This is a genomic window from Saccharothrix violaceirubra, assembly GCF_014203755.1.
Classification (GTDB): domain Bacteria; phylum Actinomycetota; class Actinomycetes; order Mycobacteriales; family Pseudonocardiaceae; genus Actinosynnema; species Actinosynnema violaceirubrum.
The window spans coordinates 3,183,369-3,204,929 of the sequence record NZ_JACHJS010000001.1; the positions used below are offsets into that span (position 1 = coordinate 3,183,369).

24 protein-coding genes and 2 pseudogenes are annotated in these 21,561 nt (G+C 70.4%); 13 read left to right on the top strand and 13 right to left on the bottom strand.

Translation table 11 applies throughout. The features are described 5' to 3' along the window. Positions 1 to 48: 48 nt before the first annotated feature. The 3 genes from F4559_RS36955 to F4559_RS15125 all read right to left on the bottom strand — a co-directional run bounded on the left by F4559_RS36955 (position 49) and on the right by F4559_RS15125 (position 2,718). Entirely contained in the window at positions 49 to 138 is a 90-nt protein-coding gene (locus F4559_RS36955; RefSeq protein WP_486374939.1) for a hyalucidin A family RiPP precursor, read from the bottom strand. 7 nt (positions 139 to 145) lie between these two features. Beyond that, positions 146 to 1,252, bottom strand: coding sequence for a cytochrome P450 (locus F4559_RS15120; RefSeq protein ID WP_184669336.1), 1,107 nt, complete (start codon positions 1,250 to 1,252; stop codon positions 146 to 148). 128 nt (positions 1,253 to 1,380) lie between these two features. Then, positions 1,381 to 2,718, bottom strand: coding sequence for an amidohydrolase (locus F4559_RS15125; protein ID WP_184669337.1), 1,338 nt, complete (start codon positions 2,716 to 2,718; stop codon positions 1,381 to 1,383). A gap of 126 nt (positions 2,719 to 2,844) precedes the next feature. Between F4559_RS15125 and F4559_RS15130 the strand changes: the two genes are divergently transcribed. Both F4559_RS15130 and F4559_RS15135 read left to right on the top strand, forming a co-directional pair. Continuing rightward, positions 2,845 to 3,810 carry an aldo/keto reductase gene (locus F4559_RS15130; protein ID WP_184669338.1) on the top strand — a complete coding sequence of 322 codons (966 nt, stop codon included), beginning with the start codon at positions 2,845 to 2,847 and terminating at the stop codon, positions 3,808 to 3,810. Positions 3,811 to 3,823: 13 nt separating this feature from the next. Then, positions 3,824 to 4,747, top strand: a complete 924-nt coding sequence (locus tag F4559_RS15135) for an alpha/beta hydrolase (RefSeq protein ID WP_312865661.1) — start codon at positions 3,824 to 3,826, stop codon at positions 4,745 to 4,747. Between the two features lie 39 nt (positions 4,748 to 4,786). On the opposite strand, the gene F4559_RS15140 is transcribed toward F4559_RS15135, so the two are convergent. Next, entirely contained in the window at positions 4,787 to 5,380 is a 594-nt protein-coding gene (locus tag F4559_RS15140; RefSeq protein ID WP_184669339.1) for a TetR/AcrR family transcriptional regulator, read from the bottom strand. Positions 5,381 to 5,755: 375 nt separating this feature from the next. Here F4559_RS15140 and F4559_RS35065 point away from each other — a divergent pair, with 375 nt between their 5' ends. The 3 genes and pseudogenes from F4559_RS35065 (at position 5,756) to F4559_RS35075 (ending at position 6,398) form a co-directional block, all read left to right on the top strand. After that, a complete protein-coding gene (locus tag F4559_RS35065; protein WP_246445214.1) occupies positions 5,756 to 6,028 on the top strand; it encodes an MOSC domain-containing protein in 273 nt (90 codons plus the stop codon). A gap of 17 nt (positions 6,029 to 6,045) precedes the next feature. Continuing rightward, positions 6,046 to 6,123 (top strand): annotated as a pseudogene (locus F4559_RS35070) (MOSC domain-containing protein); the annotation flags it as partial. Between the two features lie 35 nt (positions 6,124 to 6,158). After that, positions 6,159 to 6,398, top strand: a complete 240-nt coding sequence (locus tag F4559_RS35075; RefSeq protein ID WP_246446778.1) for an MOSC domain-containing protein — start codon at positions 6,159 to 6,161, stop codon at positions 6,396 to 6,398. 66 nt (positions 6,399 to 6,464) lie between these two features. Here F4559_RS35075 and F4559_RS15150 read toward each other — a convergent pair whose 3' ends face one another. Together F4559_RS15150 and F4559_RS15155 are read right to left on the bottom strand one after the other, a co-directional pair. Continuing rightward, positions 6,465 to 7,424 carry a nitrilase family protein gene (locus F4559_RS15150; protein WP_184669340.1) on the bottom strand — a complete coding sequence of 320 codons (960 nt, stop codon included), beginning with the start codon at positions 7,422 to 7,424 and terminating at the stop codon, positions 6,465 to 6,467. 146 nt (positions 7,425 to 7,570) lie between these two features. Then, positions 7,571 to 8,539, bottom strand: a complete 969-nt coding sequence (locus tag F4559_RS15155) for an Acg family FMN-binding oxidoreductase (protein ID WP_184669341.1) — start codon at positions 8,537 to 8,539, stop codon at positions 7,571 to 7,573. A 144-nt stretch (positions 8,540 to 8,683) separates the two neighbouring features. On the opposite strand from F4559_RS15155, the gene F4559_RS15160 reads away from it, so the two are divergent. Both F4559_RS15160 and F4559_RS15165 read left to right on the top strand, forming a co-directional pair. Continuing rightward, positions 8,684 to 10,366, top strand: coding sequence for a sensor histidine kinase (locus tag F4559_RS15160; protein WP_312865663.1), 1,683 nt, complete (start codon positions 8,684 to 8,686; stop codon positions 10,364 to 10,366). Between the two features lie 118 nt (positions 10,367 to 10,484). After that, positions 10,485 to 11,506: pseudogene (locus F4559_RS15165) on the top strand (IS5 family transposase). Positions 11,507 to 11,525: 19 nt separating this feature from the next. On the opposite strand, the gene F4559_RS15170 reads toward F4559_RS15165, so the two are convergent. Continuing rightward, entirely contained in the window at positions 11,526 to 11,729 is a 204-nt protein-coding gene (locus tag F4559_RS15170) for a hypothetical protein (protein WP_184669343.1), read from the bottom strand. A 382-nt stretch (positions 11,730 to 12,111) separates the two neighbouring features. Here F4559_RS15170 and F4559_RS15180 point away from each other — a divergent pair, with 382 nt between their 5' ends. Together F4559_RS15180 and F4559_RS15185 are read left to right on the top strand one after the other, a co-directional pair. Then, positions 12,112 to 12,987: a DUF5753 domain-containing protein gene (locus F4559_RS15180; protein WP_184669345.1), complete on the top strand. Its 876-nt coding sequence runs from the start codon at positions 12,112 to 12,114 to the stop codon at positions 12,985 to 12,987. Between the two features lie 46 nt (positions 12,988 to 13,033). Next, entirely contained in the window at positions 13,034 to 13,201 is a 168-nt protein-coding gene (locus F4559_RS15185; RefSeq protein ID WP_312865664.1) for a DUF397 domain-containing protein, read from the top strand. Positions 13,202 to 13,239: 38 nt separating this feature from the next. Here F4559_RS15185 and F4559_RS15190 read toward each other — a convergent pair whose 3' ends face one another. Together F4559_RS15190 and F4559_RS36360 are read right to left on the bottom strand one after the other, a co-directional pair. Beyond that, complete coding sequence (locus tag F4559_RS15190) at positions 13,240 to 13,647, bottom strand: Imm1 family immunity protein (protein ID WP_184669349.1); 408 nt, start codon at positions 13,645 to 13,647, stop codon at positions 13,240 to 13,242. Then, on the bottom strand, positions 13,641 to 14,366 hold the full coding sequence (locus F4559_RS36360; RefSeq protein ID WP_221447243.1) for a DddA-like double-stranded DNA deaminase toxin: 726 nt from the start codon (positions 14,364 to 14,366) through the stop codon (positions 13,641 to 13,643). Before F4559_RS36360 ends, F4559_RS15190 begins: the two co-directional genes overlap by 7 nt. Before the next feature lie 335 nt (positions 14,367 to 14,701). Here F4559_RS36360 and F4559_RS15200 point away from each other — a divergent pair, with 335 nt between their 5' ends. Beyond that, positions 14,702 to 15,280 (top strand): TetR/AcrR family transcriptional regulator, encoded by a 579-nt coding sequence (locus F4559_RS15200; protein ID WP_312865665.1) that lies wholly within the window; start codon positions 14,702 to 14,704, stop codon positions 15,278 to 15,280. Positions 15,281 to 15,350: 70 nt separating this feature from the next. Further along, positions 15,351 to 16,499: an MFS transporter gene (locus tag F4559_RS15205; protein WP_184669351.1), complete on the top strand. Its 1,149-nt coding sequence runs from the start codon at positions 15,351 to 15,353 to the stop codon at positions 16,497 to 16,499. On the opposite strand, the gene F4559_RS15210 is transcribed toward F4559_RS15205, so the two are convergent. The 3 genes from F4559_RS15210 to F4559_RS15220 are packed head-to-tail and all read right to left on the bottom strand — an operon-like array spanning position 16,474 to position 18,447. Further along, complete coding sequence (locus tag F4559_RS15210) at positions 16,474 to 16,914, bottom strand: SRPBCC family protein (RefSeq protein WP_184669353.1); 441 nt, start codon at positions 16,912 to 16,914, stop codon at positions 16,474 to 16,476. The two genes, F4559_RS15205 and F4559_RS15210, sit on opposite strands and share 26 nt — an antisense overlap. A 10-nt stretch (positions 16,915 to 16,924) precedes the next feature. Then, positions 16,925 to 17,674, bottom strand: a complete 750-nt coding sequence (locus tag F4559_RS15215; protein WP_312865666.1) for an SGNH/GDSL hydrolase family protein — start codon at positions 17,672 to 17,674, stop codon at positions 16,925 to 16,927. A gap of 53 nt (positions 17,675 to 17,727) precedes the next feature. Then, positions 17,728 to 18,447 carry a class I SAM-dependent DNA methyltransferase gene (locus tag F4559_RS15220; protein WP_184669357.1) on the bottom strand — a complete coding sequence of 240 codons (720 nt, stop codon included), beginning with the start codon at positions 18,445 to 18,447 and terminating at the stop codon, positions 17,728 to 17,730. A 121-nt stretch (positions 18,448 to 18,568) separates the two neighbouring features. Here F4559_RS15220 and F4559_RS15225 point away from each other — a divergent pair, with 121 nt between their 5' ends. After that, positions 18,569 to 18,868 carry a DUF1540 domain-containing protein gene (locus tag F4559_RS15225; RefSeq protein WP_184669359.1) on the top strand — a complete coding sequence of 100 codons (300 nt, stop codon included), beginning with the start codon at positions 18,569 to 18,571 and terminating at the stop codon, positions 18,866 to 18,868. A 169-nt stretch (positions 18,869 to 19,037) separates the two neighbouring features. Beyond that, positions 19,038 to 19,529, top strand: coding sequence for a Gmad2 immunoglobulin-like domain-containing protein (locus F4559_RS15230; protein WP_184669361.1), 492 nt, complete (start codon positions 19,038 to 19,040; stop codon positions 19,527 to 19,529). Positions 19,530 to 20,694: 1,165 nt separating this feature from the next. Here F4559_RS15230 and F4559_RS15235 read toward each other — a convergent pair. Continuing rightward, the gene (locus tag F4559_RS15235; protein ID WP_184669363.1) at positions 20,695 to 21,537 is read right to left on the bottom strand and encodes a beta propeller repeat protein; all 843 of its coding nucleotides are present in this window, start codon (positions 21,535 to 21,537) and stop codon (positions 20,695 to 20,697) included. Between the last annotated feature and the right edge of the window lie 24 nt (positions 21,538 to 21,561).

Here is a 21,561-nt window from a genome sequence, read left to right on the forward strand (position 1 = left end):
TCGGAAGAGTGCGGGGGCATCCCCGGGAGTCCCCCGCACCGGCGACGATCACAAGTGGTGGTACCAATACCAGCGGAACTTGCGGTCCTTCAGCCTGATCGACAGGGCACCGAGGACGGCGTGCGCGAGCTTGGCCATGCGAGGGTCACCTCCTTCCGACCGGAGTCGCGGTGCGGACGGCGGTCACGGTGAACTCGGGCGGCGCGAGCGAAGCGCCCACCCGGGGGAGTACGCCGCGTGACGTGACGACGAGGTCGCGTCCCTCGTGCAGCAACCCGACCAGTTCCTCGACCAGCCCGGTCGCCAGGCCCGCGCCCGTGCACGCGTGCGGGCCGTGCCCGAACGGGATGAAGCCGCCGGTCACCTGGCCCGACCAGCGGTCCGGGCGGAACTCGTCGGCGTCGGGCCACTGCCGGGGATCGCGGTGCACGAGGTACGGGCACGCGACGACCTCGTCGGTGACCGTGACCCGTTCCGCGCCCAGGCGGTGCGGGTGGCGGGGCTTGCGGCCGAACGCCCACGCCACGGGCCACAGCCGTAGCGACTCGCGGACCACCCACGACGGAGGCCGGTCCCGTTGGTCGGGGTGTTCGCCGAGCAGGTACACCGACCACGCCAGCAGGAAACCGGTCGCGCCCACGGTCGCGAACAGGAAGCTCAGGTACACCTCGGCGAGCGCGGCCGGGGGTTCACCAGGCGCGGCACGGGCCAGCACGCCGAGCAGTTCGTCATCCGAGGCGCGGACAAGGGCGGCACGCAACGCTCGCCCCACACGGCGGCGGAACCAGGCACGGGATACCGGGTCGTGCCGCTCGGGTCCGCGCACGCGCACGCCCCGCCGGACGATGTCGGCGACCAGTACCCGCAGGTTTGGTTCACCGGCGAACGCGTCCGCGAAGTACCGCAGCAGCAACAGGTTCGCCGCGTCCGGCCACGGCACGCGCTCACGCAGGCACCGGTCGACGAGCGAAGGCAGCCTCGACCGCGACCGGTCGACGAAGTCCTGGAGGAACGCCCGCCCGGCCCGGCCGAGGGCGACCTGGGCGTCACGGTCGGTGACCGCCGTGGTGCGGGAGTAGAAGAAGTCCGAGTGGTCGACGTACCGGTCGCCGTCGTTGCGCAGCACGGCCCGCGCGAGGTCCGCGTCCATCACGAACACCTGGCCGCGCCCACGCCGGAACACCCCGTCGCCGGGGTTGGCGGTCATGGATTCCAGCAGGTCCAGGTAGTGCTTGTCGGACGCGTCGCTCACCGGCCCACCCCAGGTTCGACAGAGCACGAGGCTTGTCAGACAACCACGTGGCGTGAGGGCCGGTGAAGACGCGTCACCTCAACAGACGTCACCGCGTCGGGTCTACGACACGACGCGGTGCCGGAAAATCAGCTCTGGAACACGACCTTGCCGCCCAGGTAGGTCGTGGTCACGCCCACTCCCGGCAGATCGGCCGGCGCGACGGTGAGCGGGTTGGTGTCGAGTACGCACAGGTCGGCGACCTTGCCGACGGCCAGCGAGCCCTTCCACGACTCGGCGCCGTCCTGGTACGCCGGGGTGACGGTGTACGCGCGCAGCAACTGCCGCATGGCCTCCGGCCCGGACACGTCCATCCACTGCGCGGCGGCGGCGATCGCGCGCCGCCAGTCGGGCTCCATCACGGGCGCGTCGGTGCTCAGGCACACGGGCACGCCCAGGTCGAACGCGTCCCGCAGCGGCCAGGCCGTGCGCAGGACGTCGTCGCCCAGCGCGGCGGCCAGCCACGGGCCGGTCGCGGCGGCGATGCCGGGCTGGGTGTTGAGGCCGATGCCCAGACCGGGCAGGCGGCGCAGCACCTCGCCGGACACCAGGTCGCCGTGGATGAGGTAGTGCCGGCCGAGCGGGCCGTGCTCGGCGATCGCGTCGGCCATCGCGTTCACGACGACCTCGATCGAGCGGTCGCCGGTGGCGTGCACGCCGATCTGGTCGCCGCGGCGGTGCGCGATGTCGATCATGCGACGCAGGTTGGCCACGCGCTCCTCGTCCTGCTCGCCGTCGACGAGCAGGTGGCCGGAGGTGCCGTCGGTGTAGCAGTGGTGCGTCCACGCCGAGCGCATGGGGGGGATGCCGTCGGCGAAGATCTTGACGCCGTTGACCTTGAGCACGCGCGGGTCGGTGGACGGGATGTCGTCGGCGAGGCCGCGCTGGAAGTCGGCCAGCGAGCTGGGGCCGTCGAGGATGCCGAACAGCCGCAGCACGGTCACGCGGGCGCGCAGCAGGCCCTCGTTGGCCAACGCCGCGTACTCGTCGAGCACGGCGCTGGTGAAGCAGCCGGTCTGGCCCTCGTCCTCGCCCGGCCCGAGGCCCGGCTCCGTGTAGCTGGTGATGCCCAGCGCGGCGGCGACGTCGCCGGCCTTGAGGATCGCGGCGCGACGGGCCGCCGCGTCGGCGACCAGGGGGCCGGCCGTGCCCTCCTCGCCGCCGCCGAAGCCGCCGCTGAACAGCGTGTGCGGCCACATCGCGCCCAGCCACGCGCCGTGTAGGTGCGAGTCGTTGATGCCCGGCAGGACCGTGCGGCCGGCGAGGTCGACGACCTCCGTGTCCGGTCCGATCAGGCCGTCGACGTCGTCCACCGCGACGACGGTGCCGTCCGCGACGGCGAGGGCACGCGCTTCACGATCCTCGGCGTCGAAGGTGAGCACCGTGCCACCGGTGAGCACGAGATCGGCGGTGCGGGATGCGGCCACGGAGTCCTCCGTCAACGGACGTAGATTTAGCGACCCCAGTATAGGTGTCGCCACAGGCGATAATGCCTGTTTTTAGTCTATGCATGTAGACTAAACCAAACTTCCGGAGGCTAGTGAGGAGCACTCATGGGCGAGGCATCCCGCGTACCGGTCCGGCAACTGGGCCCCGGTGGCCCGCAGGTGCCGCTGTTCGGTCTCGGCTCGTGGAACACGTGGGACCGGATGGAGTTCGACGACGCGGTCGCGCTGCTGCGGCGCGCGGTCGAGGCGGGGGCGACCCTGTTCGACGTCGCCCACTACAACTTCGGCCCGCACGCCGAGCAGGCGCGGACCGACATCATCTTCGGCGAGGTCGTGCGGGCCGCCGGTCTCGCCCGCGCGGACTACCACCTGTGCGGCAAGCTGTGGCTGTGGGAGTACCCCACGACCACGTTCGAGTCGCAGATGACCACGTCGCTGGAGCGCATCGGCGTCGAGAAGGCCGACAGCGTCGTGGTCGGCGACTACATGTCGCCCCCGGACATCCCGGCCGTCGTCACCGACGTCAACGACCAGATCGCCAAGGGCCGCTTCGACGTCTGGGGCGTCAACAACTGGGTCGCCAAGGACCTGGAGGCCGCGCTCGCGTTCGCGGACAAGGAAGGCCTTACGCCCCCGAGCTTCGCCCAGCTCAAGTACAGCATCGCCCGGCGCACCATGGCCGAGGGCGAGTACTACGGCGAGTACTTCAAGAGCGGCAAGCTCGCGCTCCAGGCTTCCGACGTCTTCGAGGGCGGCATCCTCGCCGGTCGCAAGTTCCCCGAGCGCAAGATCGGCGCCGACCCCGGCGGCATCCGCGACGCCATCCGCGAGGCGGCCGACAAGGTCGCCGAGATCGCCGCGCGCCACGACGCCACGGCCGCCCAGGTCGCGATCGCGTTCTGTCTCGCGAACCCGGCCGTCGCGAACGTCCTCTTCGGTGTGAGCCGGATCGGGCAGCTGGAGGACAACCTGGGCGCGATCGAGCTGGCCGCCGCGCACGGCGAGGAGTTGCGGACCGAGCTGGAGCCGTTGTGGACGGACCGCGGGGTCAACGCCGACGGTTCCTGGTGACGGGACGCCGACGGTGACCCTGGACCCCGCCGTCGCCGCCATGCTCGCGGCGACCCCCGCGCCGCCCGCCGACGCACCGCCGATGACGCCCGCGCAGTTGCGCGCCGCGTTCGCGTCGATGCTCACCGTGCCCGCCGACCTGCCCGAGATCGGCCCGGTCACCGACCTGTCGGTGCCCGGCCCGGCCGGCGACCTGCGCGTGCGGCTGTACCTGCCGAAGTCCGACGAGCCCGCGCCGCTGTTCCTGTGGATGCACGGCGGTGGCTGGACGATCGGCAGCATCGAGGAGAACGAACTCGCCAGTCGGCGGGTCGCCGAAGCGGGCATCGCGGTCGCGTCGGTCGAGTACCGGCTCGCCCCCGAGCACCCTTTCCCCGCCGCGCCGGAGGACTGCTACGCGGTCCTGGCGTGGTTCGCGCGCAACGGCGCCGAGCACGGCGTCGACGGCTCGCGCATCGCGACCGGCGGCGAGAGCGCCGGCGGCAACCTGGCCACCGTGCTCGCCCTGCTCAGCCGGGAACGCGGCGGCCCGCGCATCGCCGGTCAGGTGCTGGTCGTGCCGGTCACCGCGCACCCGTCCGACGAGGGGCTCACGTCCTACGTCGACTGCGCCGAGGGCTACGGCATGACCGCCGACTCGATGCGGTTCTTCTTCGAGCAGTACGTGTCCGACCCGAAGGACCTCGACGACCCGTACCTGCTGCCGTCCCGGGCCGACGTGTCCGGCCTGCCGCCGGCGCTGGTCATGGTCGCGGAGTACGACGTGCTGCGCACCGAGGGTGAGCAGTACGCGGAGAAGCTCGCGGCGGCCGGCGTCGAGACGACGGTCAAGTGCTACGACGGGCAGATCCACGGCTTCTACGGTCTGTACACGGACCTGCCGATCTCGCCGGTCTCGCATGCCGACGTGATCGCGTTCCTGAAGTCGGTGTTCTGACGCCCGGACCGGGCCGCCTCCGCCTCGCGGCGGTGGCGGCTACGGTCTGGCCAGCCGGTCGAAGAACGAGTCCAGGTGGCGGCGCTGGAGCTTCTTCGTGGAGAAGCGCGGACCGACCAGGCTCATGATGTTCGCGCCCGCGTTGATCAGCACGATCTCGTCGACGAGCTGGTCGTCGGGGATCGCGGTGTGGATCTCGCCCTGCTCGCGGCCCGCGCGGATGTGCTCGTGCAGGTACGACCGCCAGGTCTTGAGGTGCTCCAGGTAGCGGTCGTGCAGCCGCTTGTTGGACAACGACATCTCCCAGAACGCCATCAGCACGCGGCCCGCCGTGACGCGCTTGGTGTCCATGGGCATGGAGCCGTAGCAGATGGCGCGCAGCGCGGCGAGCCCCGAGTGCGAGTTGGTGGTGGCCGCTATGTGCCGCTGCATCATGGACAGGGCGCGGTCGAAGGTGGCCTCGACGAGCGCGTCCTTGCTGGGGAAGTAGCGCTTCAACGCGCCGTTGGCGAACCCGGCCGCGGCGGCGATCTCGCGCATCGTCGCGGCTTCGAGACCGCCCCGGACGATGAGGTCCCAGGTCACGTCGACGATGTGCTCCCGACGTTCGTCGTGGTCGATGACCTTGGGCATTCCGCTCCTTCTGCGTCGTTTCGTCTACACCCGTAGTGTATCCGGCCGCGGAAGCGGTGCGTCCGAACGAGGGGCGCCCAGTCTACCGGTCGGACGCCCGGTGTCGAAGCCCCGGTTTCCGTTGTGGACCAACGGATGTGCGGGCGCCGCCGGCGGACCGGTCCGGCGCCGGGCGTCCGGTGGCGTGGCGGGGCTCACCCGGACGCACCAGGCGGCCCTCCCACTCGTCGGGACGACCGGTCGCAGGCTACCCGGACGGCGGTGCGCGCGGGGGCGGATCGCGCGATCGCCGCCGGTCGTGGTCACATTCCGTGGTCGTGGACCGCCCCTGACTGTCCACAGTGGATTGTCGGTCGGTGCGGATGGATTGTGTCCATGGGTGATGGAAAGATTCTCTCCGTCAACGTGGGGCAGCGACGCCGGGTCGGGTTCGGGACCTCCGGGATCGCGAAACGGCCGGTCGCCGGATCCGTCGCGGTCGCCGTGCCCGGTGCCGGCCGGTCGGGCCTGGCGGGCGATTTCATCGGGGACGCGCGCGACCACGGCGGCGCCGACCGTGCCGTGTACGCGCACGCCCGGGAGGACCTGGACCGGTGGGAGTCGACCTCGGGCAGGCGTTCGCCGACGGGGGGTTCGGCGAGAACCTGACCACCCTGGCCGTCGACGTGAACGGCGCGGAGATCGGAGAGCGGTGGCGGGTCGGCGCGGACCTGGTGCTGGAGGTCAGCGCGCCGCGCATCCCGTGCCGCACGTTCGCGACGTGGCTGGGAGAGCGGGGGTGGGTGCGCACGTTCACCGCGCCGGGGTGCCCGGCGCGTACCTGCGGGTCCTCGAACCGGGGGAGGTGTGCGCGGGCGACGTCGTCGAGTCCCTGCACCGGCCGGGGCACGGCGTCACGGTGGCGCTCGCGTTCCGCGCGTTCACGACCGAACCTGACCTGCTCGCCGAGCTGCCGGTGCCCGACGCCCTGGCCGCCGACCTGGCCGCGAAGGCGCATCGGCTCCGATCACTGCGATGACTTCAGTGTCGACCAAATCAAAACGTGGAATCGCGACCGTGCGAGTTCACGCTCGGTGACGACGGCTCAGGTCGGGTCGGTCGAGAACCGGGCTTCGAGGGGGTCCAGCTCGCGGCCGGTCGGTTCGGCCAGCGGCCCGTACAGCTCGGGGCGGCGTCCGCGCAGCCACCGGCGGCCGGTACTGCGGGCCAGCAGTGACAGGTCCAGTTCGGCGCACACCATCTCGTCGCGGGCCCGCCAGGTCTCGGCGACGATCCGGCCGTAGCAGTCGATGATCATCGCGTTGCCGGTGCGCACCTCGCCGTGGTCGAGCCCGACCCCGTTCGCGAAAACCAGGAACATGCCGTTGTCGTGCGCCCGCGACGGCAGCCACCGCAGGAGCCAGCCGCGACCCTTGTCGCCGCGGAACTCGGCCTCGATCGCCTCGGGATCGGTGTCCCGCGCCGCCCACAGGGCGGGGTCGATCGTGCCCATGGCGTGCGGGCTGCGCGACGCCACGCCGCCGGTCTGGTGCGGCGCGAGGAGGATGTCGGCGCCGAGCAGGGCCGTCATCCGGGCGTTCTCGACGATGTTGTTGTCGTAGCAGATCAGCACGCCCAGGGTGCAGCCCAGCGTGGAGGAGAAGACGGTGTAGTCCCGGCCCGGGGTGATGTGTTCGCTCTCGAACGCGTGGATCTTCCGGTGGGCGTGCACGCTCCCGTCCGGCTCGACCACGACGTAGGTGTTGTGGAGAGCGCCGTCGGCGGACTCGATCAGACCGGCGCCCAGCACCATGTCGTACTCGCGGGCGAGGGCGAGCAACGCCGTGACGCTCGGTCCGCCCGGCACCGGCTCGGCCAGGGCCTCGATACCGGCCCGGTCCATGCCCACGACGTGCCAGTAGCCCGTTATGCACATCTCCGGGAAGACGATCAGTCGCACGCCCCGGTCCGCCGCCTCCCGCACGAAACGGGTGATCGTGGCGAGGTTGTACGCCTTGTCCCCGGCCCGGTGGCAGAACTGCACGCTCGCCGTCTGGATGCGCATCGTCGACCCTTTCCCCGGTTGCCCCGGGGAATCACGGTACCGACGGCCGCCGCGCGCGGTGCGCCTCCCCTCGGATGTCCGAAGCGGTCGCCGACATGTCCACAATGGATTTTCGGGTCCGTCGCGTTCGGAGGGTCGGCGTGCGGTCAGTCCTCCGGGTCGTCGTGGACGAGGTCGGCCACGGGTCGGCGCGGGGTGGCGGGCACCGGCGAGCCGAAGCCGATGCGCAGCACGGTCTGGGGGATCAGCGCGCCGCCCAACGCCCGGCGTAGTTCGTCGCGCACCGGCGCCACCTCGACCACCTGGGACAGGAACGACGCCGACATGCCGTAGGCGGTGGCGGTGAGCAGCACGCGTTGCAGCGCCTGCCCCGCCTGGAGCGCCGCCAGCCGACCGTCGTGGAACGAGCACAGCACGACCACGAGCGGGTCCGCTTCGTAGTCCTTGCCGGGCGGGCGGTCGTCGGCGCGGAAGTCCCGGAACCGCCACTCGTCCTGGCCCGCGGGGCGGTGGCCGCGGCTTTCCGGCGGGATGCCGTCGTGGGTCCAGGTGAGCAGTTCGGCGTCGACCCGGGGGTCGTGGATCTGGAGGTCGTACGCCTTGGTCATCAGCGCCTGCACGCGGGGGCGTTCGTCGCGGGTCACCACGTGCAGCCAGCAGCGCTCACGCTCGGCCGCCCGGACCAGGGCGTGGCGGTGGGTCGTCGGCACGGCGGCGTCCCGGAACGGCTTGCGGTTCGTGCGTCGGTGGGGGATGGCGTCGAGCAGTTCGGCGGTCTCCGGGTCCAGGGCGCGGTGGCCGCCGAGGCGGATCGTGGCCGCCGCGCCGGGCGCCTCGCTGCCGGGAAGGAGTGTGACCAGCGGTTTGACGCCGTGTCCGCGCAGTGCCAGGCGCAGGTTGAACAGGGCGGCGCCGCAGGACAGGTCCAGTTCGCGGTCGTCGGGGTCGGTGGCCGGGAGTCGCCGGGACAGGTCCGGGTACAGCTCGATGCGGTCGGGGCGCAGGCGGAAGCGCCAGGGCTGGGTGTTGTGCACGGACGGGGCGAGGGTGGCGGCTCGGAGCACGTCGGTGGTCTGGTCGGGCGTGAGGCCGAGCGTCTCGGTCACCGTGGTCATGCCGTCACCTCGCTAGGGGTTCACCTGTTCGAACCAACGTTTTCACTGTGCACCCCGCCGGAGGCATTCCCCACGGGCGAAGGTCCCCGTGACGCAGGGCAGCAGTGCTTTGCGGCGCCGGGTCCACGTGTCAGGCTGTCGGCCGTGTCGCAACCGGGAGACAAGAACGCGGGCCGCCTGTTGGGTGGTCTCCGACTGGACGACCTGCTCGACGAGATGCGCGAGCGGCTGGCAGAGATCGCGTCGACGCGGGACAAGATGCAGGGGTTGCTGGACGCGGTCCTGGCGGTGGGCGCCGGACTGGAGCTGGACTCGACTTTGCAGCGGATCGTGCAGGCCGCGACGGAACTGGTCGGTGCCCGGTACGGGGCCCTGGGCGTGCTGGGGAGCAAGGACGACCTGTCGGAGTTCGTCTACGTGGGGATCGACCCGACGACCCGGGCGAAGATGGGTCACCTGCCGGAGGGCAAGGGACTCCTCGGCCTGTTGATCAAGGACCCGCGTGCGATCCGGCTGCACGACCTGACCAAGCACGACATGTCGGTGGGCTTCCCGCCGGGGCACCCGCCGATGCACAGCTTCCTGGGCGTGCCGGTCCGGGTGCGCGACGAGGTGTTCGGCAACCTCTACATGACCGAGAAGACCGACGGCGCGGACTTCACGGCCGACGACGAGGTGGTGCTGACCGCGTTGGCCGCCGCGGCGGGCGTGGCCGTGGAGAACGCGCGGTTGTTCGAGCGGTCGCGGATGCGGGAGCGGTGGACCGAGGCCAGCGCGGAGATCAACTCGGACCTGCTGGGCGGTGCCACGGCCGAGGACGCGTTGCGGCTGATCGCGTTGCGGGCCCGGGAGCTGTCGGCCGCGTCGCTGTCGTTGATCGTGCTGGTGGAGGACAACGGGTCGCGCCTGCGGATCGCGGCCGGGTCGGGCGCGCGCGGGCAGGACCTGGTGGGGGACACGCTGGTCCGGTCGGGGTGCGTGGTGGCCGAGGTGCTCGACTCGGCGACGCCGATGCTGGTCGAGGACCTGGAGGGGCGGTTGGGCGAGTTGCCGGTCGAGCTGGGTCCGGGTGTGGCGGTGCCGCTGCGGGTCGGGCCGGCGGTGAGCGGCGTGCTGTTGGCCGCGCGGGAGAAGGGCGGCGTGCGGTTCGGTGCCGACCAGGTGCCGTTGCTGGCGTCGTTCGCCGACCAGGCGGCCGTGGCGTTGGAGTTCGCCGAGAACCAGCGGGCGCGGCGGTTGGTGGACGTGCTGGAGGACCGGGAGCGGATCGCGCGGGACCTGCACGACCACGTGATCCAGCGGTTGTTCGCGACCGGGATGAGCCTTCAGGGCGCGGTGGGCGCGATCGTGCAGCCGCACGTGCGGGAACGGGTCGAGCGCGCGGTGCGGGAGCTGGACCAGACCGTGCTGGAGATCCGGACGTCGATCTTCGACCTCCAGGCCGCGCAGGACCTGCCGGGGTTGCGGCGTCGGCTGCTGGACCTGGTGGCCGAGCTGACCGAGGACGGTTCGGTGTCGGCGACCGTGCGGATGTCGGGGACGGTGGACAACTCCGTGTCGGACCGGATCGCCGAGCACGCGGAGGCCGTGGTGCGGGAGGGTGTCACGAATGCCGTGCGGCACGCGCGTGCGTCGGGCGTGACGGTGACGGTCGAGGCGACCGACGTGCTGACGATCACCGTGGCGGACAACGGGATCGGGATGCCGACACAGGTGGCGCGCAGCGGGCTGCGCAACCTGGAGGCCCGTGCCGAGGAGTTGGGCGGCACGTTGACCGTGGACAGCGCGGACGGGACCCGGCTGACGTGGCGGGTGCCGTTGTTCTGAGATCCACGTGAACGGACCCGGTTCCGTCCACGTGGACCGTCGGTCCGGCTAGGAGCTGTTTGAAGTTCGGATCTAGGTGGGCCCGGTGGTGTGCTGGTTGGGCTGGTAGAACACGGATGTGGCGCGTTTTGATCTGACCGATGCCGAGTGGGCGTTGATCGAGCCGCATATGCCGGTGGCGGCCACCGGGCCGTTGCCACGTCGGGTGCGGGAGCAGTTCAACGGGATCCTGTGGCGGTTCCGCACCGGGTCAGGCTGGCGTGACGTGCCCGAACGGTACGGTCCCTGGTCCACCGTCTACTCCCGGTTCAACACCTGGGCGAAGACCGGAGTGTTCCAGACGCTGATGGAGGCGCTGATCGCCGAGGCCGCCTCCCGCGGACAGGTCGACCTGGAACTGGTGAGCGTGGACTCCACGATCGTGCGGGCACACCACGAATCGGCCGGACTCGCGGTGACCGGGGAGACCCTTGACGCGCTGGAACAGGCGTTGACCGAGGAAAAAGGGGCTCCGTTGCCCGTCCAGCGGAGCGTGCTGCGGGTGGTGCGTCGCGGTCCGCGCCGGACACGACCGACGCGGGCACATCTGCCGGTCGGGACCGTGCCGCCCGTAGGCGCCGTCGGAAGGCGCGGGCTGCGGCGGCCGGGCTCGGCCGGTCCCGGGGCGGGCTGAGCAGCAAGGTCCACACCGCGGTCGACGCCGCCGGGCTGCCGTTGGCGTTCGTGCTCACCCCTGGCCAGGCCGGGGACAGCCCGCAATTCCGGACGGTGCTGGACCGGATCCGGGTTCCCGGCCCGGTCGGAAGGCCGCGCACCCGTCCGGACGCGGTGGCCGCGGACAAGGCGTACTCCTCCAAAGCCAACCGGGCCTACCTACGCCGCCGCCGGATCACGGCTGTGATCCCGGAGAAGACCGACCAGCGGGCCAACCGCAGGAACAAGGGCTCCGCCGGCGGGCGGCCTGTGTCCTTCGATCCCGTGCGCTACCGGCGGCGCAACACCGTCGAACGCCTCTTCCAGAAGATCAAGACATGGCGCGGACTGGCCACCCGCTACGACAAGACACCACAAAGCTACGAGGCCGGACTGCATCTACGAGGAGCCATCATGTGGTTGAAGACCCTTACCCCAACCACATGATCCCAACCCCAAACAGCTCCTAGTTCTCGTCGGACCCGCCGTCGCGGACGAGGTAGTCGGCGAGCGCGCCGTGCAGCCGTTCGGCGGCGCCGCGCGTGAACACGAGGTCGAGTTCGCCGTTGTAGCCGAGTTCGACCTCGTCGCCGCTCGGCTTCACGACGACGGACGCGTCGGCGAAGATCTTGATGTACGAGGACATCCGGACGCCGTCCTGGACGTACATGGGGATTCTCCTTCTCTCACACGATCTCGAACAGGTCTTCGAACTTCAGGGGTGCCAACCCGCTCAGGGCACCCACGACGAACCCGATGCCGGGCTGTGATTCCCCGCGACACACCCGCGTCACCGTCGAACGGTTGAGCCCCGCGGCGGCGGCGATCTTGTAGTCCGACCGGTACCCGGCCGCGGCGGCGACCCGTCGGAAGTACCCGGGTCCGCCTTTCAGCCGAACGTGCCTGGCGATGACATCACCCCCCGTGACGAACGGCGATCATCCGACGCCGTACAGTGAGATCCTGGCTGACAAGTCCGGTCGGTACAAGTTCTGAAGTAGCAAGTTGCTAACTTTCACCCACAAGGGTCAACGCGAGGTGACGATCAAGCCATGACGCAGGCCAACATCCCACCGGCCGTCTACAAGCAGTTGGCGGCGGAACTCAAAGCCCTGCGCGGAAAACGTCGACAAGACGACGTGATCGCCACCCTGCTGGCCATGCCCGATCCGGGGGCCTGGTCGGTCTCGAAGCTGAGCCGCGCCGAGAACGCCCTGATCCGCCTCCAGCCCGACGAGGTGGAAGATCTGTGCGCGGTCTACGAGGTGTCGGCGGAGGACGTCGCCCGGCTCAAGCGCTGGGCACGGGCATCGCGCAGCAAGAACCACTGGCAGCGCAGGATGCCCGGCCTCATCGAGGATCTCACCGAGTTGCTCGAGTACGAGTCTTCCGCTGCCGTCCAACGAATCTGGGATCCGACGCTGGTCCCGGCGATCTGCCAAACACCCGGGTACGCCGCCGCAGTGATTTCGGGGATCAAACGCGATATCGACAGCGCGGATCTGGAACGACGGGTCGATGCGAGGTTGAAGAGGGCGGAAATCCTGCCCGAATCACAGGAACTCCACTTGCTCTTGGATGAACGGGTGATTCGGGGCCGGATCGGCACCATCCCGGTACAGATCGAACAGCTCCGTCACTTGGCGGTCATCGCCCAACACCCGAAAACAACCCTTCAGGTCGTCCCCGAGTACGCCGGCGCCCACCCAGGCCTGATCGGCTGGTTCATGCTCTTCGAGTTCTCGGACGCCACGCCAGACATCGGCTACACAGACGGGCCCGGAGGGTGCGTCTATCTTCGGGACGCTGAGGACATCCGAGCGTGTACCCTCAGGTTCGGGCAGCTCAGCGGGCTTGCCTTGACGTCCGGGGAGTCGATCGCGTTGATCAACCGGGTGATCGAAGAGATCTCCTCGGAGTCGCAGTGACCGTGGACGAGAGGGGCACGATGTGACTGGTCACGACAGCCGGTCGGTGTGGCGCAAGAGCAGTCGTTCCGGCGCGAGCAACGGCGGCGGCGACGCCAACTGCGTCGAGGTCCATGCGAACCTCGACGCGATTCGTGACTCGAAGAACCCGACGGCCGCGTTGAGGTTTCCCGTAGTGGCGGTGCGCAACTTCGTTGCCGCCATCAAGCGCTGATCTGTCGGGGGCACCCTACGTCGGGTGCCCCCGGCCGTTCAGGGAATGCGCTTTTGCCACTCGACCCCGGTGGGTCGTTCACCCCTGGTGGTCATGAACTCGTGTGCGGCCTGCCGTGCGACGTCGATCGGAACCTCGCTGTGCGGCGGGTATTCGTGGTCGTTGTCCATGTAGTAGTAGAGGATCGTCTCGGCGTTCGACGGCTGCGACGACCTGCTGAACCACCCGGTCTCGTCGCCGGAGTAGTAGACGACCCCGACTCCCTTCCCGCCGTTCAATCCGACCTCGAACACCGCGCGCAGGATGTCGTCCTGGACGTAGAGGGCCACGAGGATCGGGTCTTCCCACCCCACGACGATGTCCAGCACCGCGTCGAGTTCGGCGGCAGTGGTCACGATCGTGGGATCGTCGCTGTCCCCGTCGAACCAGGCCCTCAGTGTCACCACGTCGTCGATCCTCCTGTGTAACGGGTCTTGGTGCGGTTGCCGCGCCGGTCGATGCCGTGAACGGTGAGTGTGTACCCCTCGGGCAGCAGTACTGGCAGGAGCGTGTCGCAACTCAGGTCTCCCCGGCAAACCCGGTGGTTGATCACCAGGGTGGCGTGCCGAATGCCGGTCGCCGCCATTTCCGCCGCGATCTTCATCTCGACATCGCTCAGGACCGCCACTGTTCTGCGCACGCCGGCGTCGTACAGCCGCTGCCTGGCGAGTTCGGACCGATGGTCTTTTCCGCTGACCACGTTGCGTACTTGGCCGTCCGGACCCAGCCACCGTCCGTGCGTCTTCTGTCCGCTTCTCGGCGTCACACGCGGAGGCAGGCTGTTCCGCATCGATTCGACAAGGTGGTCGGGCGTCGTCGTGCGTTCGTCGACTGCCGCTGAACTTGGCCCGGTCGCGTCGAGTCGCCCGGTCAAGCGGGCGCGGATTCGTATCATCGCGTCCGACAGTCGGTCGACATCGGCGAGCAGAACCGCGACACGGTCGAGGACCGCGCCGAAAGCGTTCGCCGCAGGCCCGATGTCGACAGAACCGTCCAACACGCCGACGAGGTCCGTCCGTGCCGCCTCGGCCAGGTCTCGTGCGGCCACCAGTTCGCGGCGACAGCGCGACAGGAGCCACCACGCCCGCCCGATCTGTTCCGCTACGTCGCCGACCGAAGTCACCACGGCACCGACGCTGCCGGCCGGTGCATCATCGGCGGGCGGGAATGGGGTGCGGTAGTGGGGAATTCACGCGATCGAGTGGCAGGACGCGCACCCGGCCCGCCACGGCCGGGTGTCGCGTCCTGGCGGCCGACCGCCGGGGGTCGTGGGTCGGCCGCCATGGGGAGCGGTGTTCTGGGGGTGTGTGCACCGCTCGTGGCCTCGTGGTTTCACGATGGCACGGGCTATCGGGTCCGCGCAGGGTCGTAAGTCCCGTCCGTTCGGGACGTCGGGCGGCGTTCGTCACCCGACCTCGAATTTTTGACCCATTGGTACACAAGGGGCTACGCTCCGGAGTCGTGGGTCGACCACGGGAGTTCGACGACGCGACGGCCGTCGAGGCCGCGATGGACGTGTTCTGGTCGAAAGGCTACGAAGGCACCTCGACCCAGGATCTGTGCGAACACACCGGTCTGGGGCGGGGGAGCCTTTACAACGCCTACGGCAGCAAGCACGCCTTGTACGAGGAGGCGTTGCGGCGCTACGCCGACATCGGGTTCGGCGGCCAGTCGGAGATCCTCGACCGGCCGGGGTCGGTCCGGGAGCGGTTGCGGGCGTTGATGATGTGGGTCGTCGACACCGATCTCGACGACCCGTCGCGCCGGGGTTGCCTGGCGGTCAACGCGGCCGTCGACGTGGCCGGTCGGGACGACGCGGTCGCGGAGCAGGTGCGCCGCCAGTTCGCCCGGCTCGAAGGGGTGGTCGCCGACCTGATCTCGGTCGGGCAGCGGTCCGGCGAGCTGTCGGCCGACCAGGATCCGCTCACATCGGCCCGGTTCTTCCTTGGCGCGTACTACGGGCTGCGGGTGCTGGCCAAAGTCGTGGACGACCGTAAGGCGTTGGTCGACGTCGTGGAAGGCGCTCTCGCCCGGCTGTAGGTCGCGGTCCGTGTCGGGGCGAGCGCTGCCCACATTTTGTACAGAACGGTAAACAAAGGGGGATCCGCATATGCCACCGGCCGTCTACGTGCTGAGCCTGGGCATCTTCGCCATGACCACCAGCGAGTTCATGGTGTCGGGGATGATGCCCTCGCTCGCCGCCGGGTTCGGCGTGTCCGTCGCCGCTGTCGGCTACCTGGTCTCGGCCTACGCCGCGGGCATGGTCGTCGGGGGACCGCTGCTCACCGTCGCCCTGCTGAAGGTGCCGCGCAAGAACGCGTTGCTGCTGCTCACCGTGATCTTCCTGGTCGGCACGGTGCTCGGTGCCGTCGCCACCGACTACGCGGTCATGGCCGTCGCGCGCGTGATCACGGGCATCGCCTCGTCCGCGTTCTTCGGCGTCGCCCTCGCGCTGTGCGCCGATCTGGTCGGGCCGTCGCTGCGTGGCCGGGCGTCGTCCGTCGTGCTCGGCGGCCTCATGGTCGGCACCGTGCTCGGCCTGCCCGCCGCGACCCTGCTCGACCAGCACCTGGGGTGGCGGGCCGCGTTCTGGATGGTGGCCGCGCTGACCCTGGTGGCCGGGTCGGCCATCGCGAAGATCGTGCCCGACCTGCCCAAAGCCGCGGAGATCGGCCTGCGCGCGGAATTGGGTGCGTTCCGGAACGGCCGGTTGTGGGCCGCCTACGCCGTCAGCGGTCTGACCATCGGCTCGGTGTTCGCCGCGTTCAGCTACTTCACGCCGATCTATCTCGACGTCAGCGGGTTCGCGGCGGGCGTCGTGCCGCTGCTGCTCGCGGTCTACGGCGTGGCCACCGTCGTCGGCACCGCGGTCGTCGGCCGCCTCGCCGACCGGCACGCGACGCGCACGATGGCCGTCGGCCTGGCCGCGATCGCGGTGTCCCTGGCGCTGTTCGGACTGTTCGCCGGGGACAAGGCGGTCGCCGTGCTCTGCACGGTCGTGCTCGGCCTGGTCGGCGTGTCCCTGAACCCGGCCATGGTCACCCGCGTCATGCGCGCGGCCAACGACCGGCCGCTGGTCAACACCGTGCACACGGCCGTGATCAACGTCGGGATCATGGTCGGCCCGTGGGTCGGCGGCCTCGCCATCACCGCCGGGTTCGGGCTGACCGCACCGCTGTGGGTCGGGGTGGGACTGGCCGTGCTCGGGCTGTCGGCTGTCCTGTTCCGGACGTCTAGCGCCGTTCGGCCACGGACTTGACGTGGTCGTGCCGCACCCGGACCAGCCGGGGCAGGTAGCGGTCGAGCACGACCCGTTCCACGAGCCGGCCCAACGGGCCCAGCGGCGCGGCGAAGTCGACCAGGTCGTGCATGACGGTGCCGCCGTCGCCGTCGGAGGCGAACCGGTGCTCGTGCCGCCACCGGCGGAACGGGCCCGACACCTGCTCGTCGACGAAGAGGCCCGGCGGCGAGTGCACGACGACCCGGGCCGTCATCCGCCACCGCAGGCCGAGGTGGCGGGCCTCGAACGTGATCGTGTCGCCGAAGTCGCGCACCCCGCCCGCCGAACCGACCACGCGCTCGCCGAGCGCGGTGTGCGTGGCGATGTCCAGGCACAGTTCGAAGACGCGCGTGGGCGGCGCCGCGATCGCCGTCACGACCTCGAAGCGGGTCATGGCCCGGAGTCTAAGCCGGGTGCGGCGTCTCGACCGTCGTCCACGCCACGTGCTTGCCCAGGCGGTTGTCACCCGAGGACCGGCCACGCGCCCGACGGGCCAGCCACGGCAGCACGTGCTCGCGGTAGTAACGGACCTCTGTGGACAGTCGGCGCGGATCGGCGGGCGTCGGGGCGACCGCGTGCGCGGCCACGTCGTGGCCCAGTGCGGCCAGCACCAGCGACGCGACCCGGCGGTGGCCGTCCGGTCCCAGGTGCAGGCGGTCGGGCGACCAGTACGGCGCACGGCGGATCTCGGCGTCGTTGAACACGTCCACGAACACGAAGTCGTGCCGCCGGGCCAGACCGGCGACCGCCGCGGTCAGGGCCTTGCCCCGGCGGCGCACCGTGCCGCCGAACGGCAGGCCGTCCGACGGGTCCGCGCCGGACAGCAGCACCAGTCGCACCCCGGCGGCGGCGCAACTGCGGATCACGTGCTCGGTGAGGTCGACCAGCCGCCGACCGTCCACGCCTTGGCGCATCATGTCGTTGCCGCCGCCGTTGAACGTGATCAGCGTGGGCGCGGGCGTGAGGGCCAGCGCGGCCTCCAACTGGCCGGTGACGATCGGTTCGAGCAACCGGCCGCGCACCGCCAGGTTCGCGTACTCCACGGGTGGGCCGCCGGCGGCCAACCCGGCGGCGACCAGGTCCGCCCAGCCGCGCGGCGAGCCGTCCACGCGCTCGTCGCCGATGCCCTCGGTGAAACTGTCGCCGATCGCCACGTACCGCACCCGTACCCCCGATTTCCTCGACCGCCCAGCATAGGCGTCGCGGATCAGGCCGGGCGGCGGGTGGTGAGCACGGCGAACGCGGGACTGCGGCGCAGATCGGCCCAGAACGCCGGGTCCCCGGCGGGGACCACCGTCGGGTGCCGGACGGGCTCGGCCAGGCCGACCCGGGCGACGGCCGCCTCCACGGCGCCCGGCGCCCAGAAGTACGAGGCGAAGTCGAACGGCGGCTCGCCCGACACCTGGACCGCGACCGGTTGACGGCGCGCGGGCGGGCCGGTGCGCACGATGCGGTAGCCGTAACGGGTGTAGTCGGCGACCACGTCCCAGTCGACGTCGGGATTGGGGATCAGCAGGGCGAGCGTGCCGTCCGGGGTGAGGTTCGCGGCCAGGTTCGCGATCATGCGGTCGAGGTGGGCGTCGTCGTCGGCGTAGGCGAGCAGCCAGATCGCGGTCACCACGTCGAATTCCCCGAGCACGGGCAGGTCCGTGGCGTCGAGGTGGTGGTAGTCGATGTCGTCGCCGGCGCGGCGGGCGCAGGCGAGCATTTCGGTGGAGGAGTCGACGCCCACGATCCGCGTGGCGCCGAGCGTGCGGAAGAGGCGGGGGTAGAAGCCGGTGCCGCACCCGACGTCGAGCACGGTGCGGCCGGCGAGGTCCGGGAGCGCCTGGAGGAGCGTGGCGCGTTCGGCCAGGCCCGAGGGGATGTGCTTGACCCGCTCGTAGCGTTCGCCGAGTTCGTCGTACTGCGCGTCCGACCACGACATGGCGTCGAGCTTATCGGATTCGTGAATTAGGTTAGGCGTTCCTAATTCTTTGCCGGGTTGCGGGCGCACTGGGCCGGTGGCAGCGTTTTCTGTACCTGGTACAAGGTGAAAAGGAGTTTCCATGACCACCACGGAAATGCCCGCCGTCCACGAGTGCACCGTCACCGGATGCTCGTACAACCACGACGGGTGCCACGCTTTCGCGATCACGGTCAGCGGCACGAACGGCGCGGCGGACTGCGGCACGTTCGTGCCGTTGCAGACCAAGGGCGGTCTGCCGAAGGTGATCGCCCAGGTCGGAGCCTGTTCCCGGGCGGACTGTACGCACAACACGAATCTGGAGTGCACAGCGTCCGGCGTCCGGGTCGGACCGGGCAGCGGTGATCACGCGGCGAACTGCCTGACCTACGACCCGCGCTGATCGAATACTCCTCGTCCCGCCCGGTCGGAGCCGGGCGGGACGTTTTTGTTTTCGACTCGAATAGGCAGGCCATCACCCGAACGCACCCGGGCCTTTGGACCACTTACGCCCGGACCGCCGGCCGGAGGATCGTGGGAGATCCTTGTTCTCCGCGCCGGAGGTGGACTCCATGTCGATCGACGTCCAGATGCCCCGCCCGTACTCGCTGGTGGACAACCACATCCGCATCGGCGGCGTCGCGGGAGGCGCCTTCGAGGCCCAGTACTCATACCGCGTGCACGAGGGGCACGACGAGGTGACCGGTGGCTTCATGGCGGGTGACGGCGTCGGGGGACACGGGCAGTTCCAGTTGGTGGTCGACGTGTCGTCGGCGGCGTTCAAGCTGGAACGGATCTTCGTCGAGGTGTTCCACACGTCGCCGAAGGACGGCGCCGAACTGGACCGCGTGGTCGTGCCGATCGTGCTGGGCCCGATCATCCTGCCGGGCTACCGGGTGTACCTGGAGCACGTGGTGGTGGCAGGCGAAACCTTATGGGGCCTGTCCACCCGCTACTACGGGTCGGGAAACCTGTACCACCGCATCGTCGCCGCCAACCCGGGCACCATCACGGACCCCAACCTCATCCGGCCGGGTGACGTGCTGCGCATTCCGCAGACGTGACACGAGGGCGACTCGTGATGTGGCGGTCGGTTCCGGCAGTGGTCCGGTGACCCTCGTGGTGTGAGAGGGGAAGTCGCTCCGGATTCCGGGACAGCGGTGCGCCGGTCGGTGGCGGACGTTTCGGCTCGTGCGTGCTGCTGCCGCCCTACGGCTCCGCGTCGCCCGCCTCGGACCGGGCCGGCCGCGCATCCGGCCCGAGGCGGGCATCGTGGCCACGGCCTACTCGGGCCTACTCGCACAAGTCGGCCGGACAGGCCCTGCGAACCCGCCGTGTCACCTTCACCTGCCTCGAACGCAAGGGCCGGATCGCCCGCCGCGCGACACTGGGCTCACGCGGCGGACGGCCACCGGCCTTCGACGCCGAGCGCTGTAGGCAGTGCGACGCGATCGAAGGCCGGTGGGTGTTCGAGGGTTCGGCTGCGGCGCCGTTGGCTGGTCGACCGGCTCCGTGCTCCGGGATCGTGGCCGGGATGCCCCGTGTCGCGCAGGTGGGTGCGGAGTGTCTTGGACGACTGGCCTTGTCCGCAACGGCATGGGCCGGCCCGGCCGTGGGCACCCCATTCAGCCATGACGGTGGCGAACGAGGTGCGGTTGTCGATATCGCCGCCGGGGTCGGGACGAGCGACCGCAGTCGGCCGTGGCCGTCGCGGACCGGGTGGATTTCGTTGGTGAGCCTGCCTTTCGGGCGAACGATGGCACTGTCACCCGGCTCGCCGTGCCCGCCGCACGACCCGACCATCCCCGTGTGAGCGGCGGTCGGGCTTCGGCGGCGGGCCGGAACGATGCCGGAATCGACCGGGACACCTCGACCTGCCTCGGCGACCACCCGTACCCTCGCCGCCGACACGGTCGGAATGCCATCGAGTGGCCGACATCGGGACCGGTGCGCCGCACCGCTGGCGTCGGGACCGGTCGTGGACCGTCGGCCACGGCCACGGCCACGGCCACGGCCACTGTCAGGTCCGGCGGGCCACGCCACCTCCGTCCCCACCTCGGACGACATCCCGTCGGCCATCCGACGGTCGACCGCCTGTGCACGGCCCTTCGCGGCCGAAGCGGGTGGCGACGGTCCGATCGCCCGCCACCGCCCATCGGTCGACTCGTCCCCGCGCACCGCGACCCAGGGCCGAGCCGGATCGACCGCGGCCACTGTGACGACACGCCCCTACCTGATGGGGAGTGGGTGCCAGGTCGTGCCGCCGTCGGTGGTGTGGAAGAGGTTGTCCGGAAGGGCTGGTCGGAGGGTGTAGCCATGGTGGTCGTCGGTGAACACCAGGTCGGTGAGAGGGGGTTCCTCCACGATCAAGGGGGAGGTCCAGGTCGTGCCGTCGGTGGTGGCCAGGTGGACGAAGGTGGCGCCCAGGCCGACCGAGGTCAGGGCGACGCGTCCTTCCGGGCCGGGTACCGCGGCGAATGACTGGGTTATGCCTTCGCGTGGAGCCTCGGAGACGTCGACGAAACCGGTGTTTGTGTGGCGGCGGAGCAGTTTGTGCATGCGGCCCATGCCCGGGTCGTCGCCGCACAATGCGAACAAGGGTGTGCCGGGGGCGGCGGACAGGTCTGTGGCGGCGTTGGCGGGGCAGGGTGGGGTGGATTCGGTCCAGGTGTCCCTGGCGCCGCTCCAGTAGCGGCCGGCCAGGGTGGTGTGCACCCGGCCCTCGTGCACGGTGACGTCGCCGTCGGGGACGCCCGACGCGGCCACGCCGGGGACGGCGGACCAGCGGGTCGACCGGGCAGGCAGTCGGTACAGGGCGGTCGTGGTGGTGGTCGCGGCGACGAGGTATGTCGCGTGGTCGAGGGTGGTGAACGCGATCGCCCTGGCCGTGCCGGTGGCCTCGAAGGTGGTCCGGTGCCAGGTGTGACCGTTGTCGCGGGTGACGTGGACGTGGGAGCCGTCGGCGACGAAACCAGTGCCGTGGTCGGTGAAGTACACGCGGAAGCGGTCCGCCTCGCCCAGGGTGGGCAAGGTCGTCCGACGCCAGGTGTCGCCGGTGTCGTCGGTGCGCACCAGAGTCGGACAGGACCGGGTGCC

What these genes read in the sequence shown, in the direction of transcription:
- F4559_RS36955 (WP_486374939.1), bottom strand. Translation starts at nt 138, where the DNA reads ATGGCCAAGCTCGCGCACGCCGTCCTCGGTGCCCTGTCGATCAGGCTG.
- F4559_RS15130 (WP_184669338.1), top strand. Translation starts at nt 2,845, where the DNA reads ATGGGCGAGGCATCCCGCGTACCGGTCCGGCAACTGGGCCCCGGTGGC.
- F4559_RS15140 (WP_184669339.1), bottom strand. Translation starts at nt 5,380, where the DNA reads ATGCCCAAGGTCATCGACCACGACGAACGTCGGGAGCACATCGTCGAC.
- F4559_RS35065 (WP_246445214.1), top strand. Translation starts at nt 5,756, where the DNA reads ATGGGTGATGGAAAGATTCTCTCCGTCAACGTGGGGCAGCGACGCCGG.
- F4559_RS15150 (WP_184669340.1), bottom strand. Translation starts at nt 7,424, where the DNA reads ATGCGCATCCAGACGGCGAGCGTGCAGTTCTGCCACCGGGCCGGGGAC.
- F4559_RS15155 (WP_184669341.1), bottom strand. Translation starts at nt 8,539, where the DNA reads ATGACCACGGTGACCGAGACGCTCGGCCTCACGCCCGACCAGACCACC.
- F4559_RS15170 (WP_184669343.1), bottom strand. Translation starts at nt 11,729, where the DNA reads ATGTACGTCCAGGACGGCGTCCGGATGTCCTCGTACATCAAGATCTTC.
- F4559_RS15180 (WP_184669345.1), top strand. Translation starts at nt 12,112, where the DNA reads ATGACGCAGGCCAACATCCCACCGGCCGTCTACAAGCAGTTGGCGGCG.
- F4559_RS15205 (WP_184669351.1), top strand. Translation starts at nt 15,351, where the DNA reads ATGCCACCGGCCGTCTACGTGCTGAGCCTGGGCATCTTCGCCATGACC.
- F4559_RS15210 (WP_184669353.1), bottom strand. Translation starts at nt 16,914, where the DNA reads ATGACCCGCTTCGAGGTCGTGACGGCGATCGCGGCGCCGCCCACGCGC.
- F4559_RS15220 (WP_184669357.1), bottom strand. Translation starts at nt 18,447, where the DNA reads ATGTCGTGGTCGGACGCGCAGTACGACGAACTCGGCGAACGCTACGAG.
- F4559_RS15225 (WP_184669359.1), top strand. Translation starts at nt 18,569, where the DNA reads ATGACCACCACGGAAATGCCCGCCGTCCACGAGTGCACCGTCACCGGA.
- F4559_RS15230 (WP_184669361.1), top strand. Translation starts at nt 19,038, where the DNA reads ATGTCGATCGACGTCCAGATGCCCCGCCCGTACTCGCTGGTGGACAAC.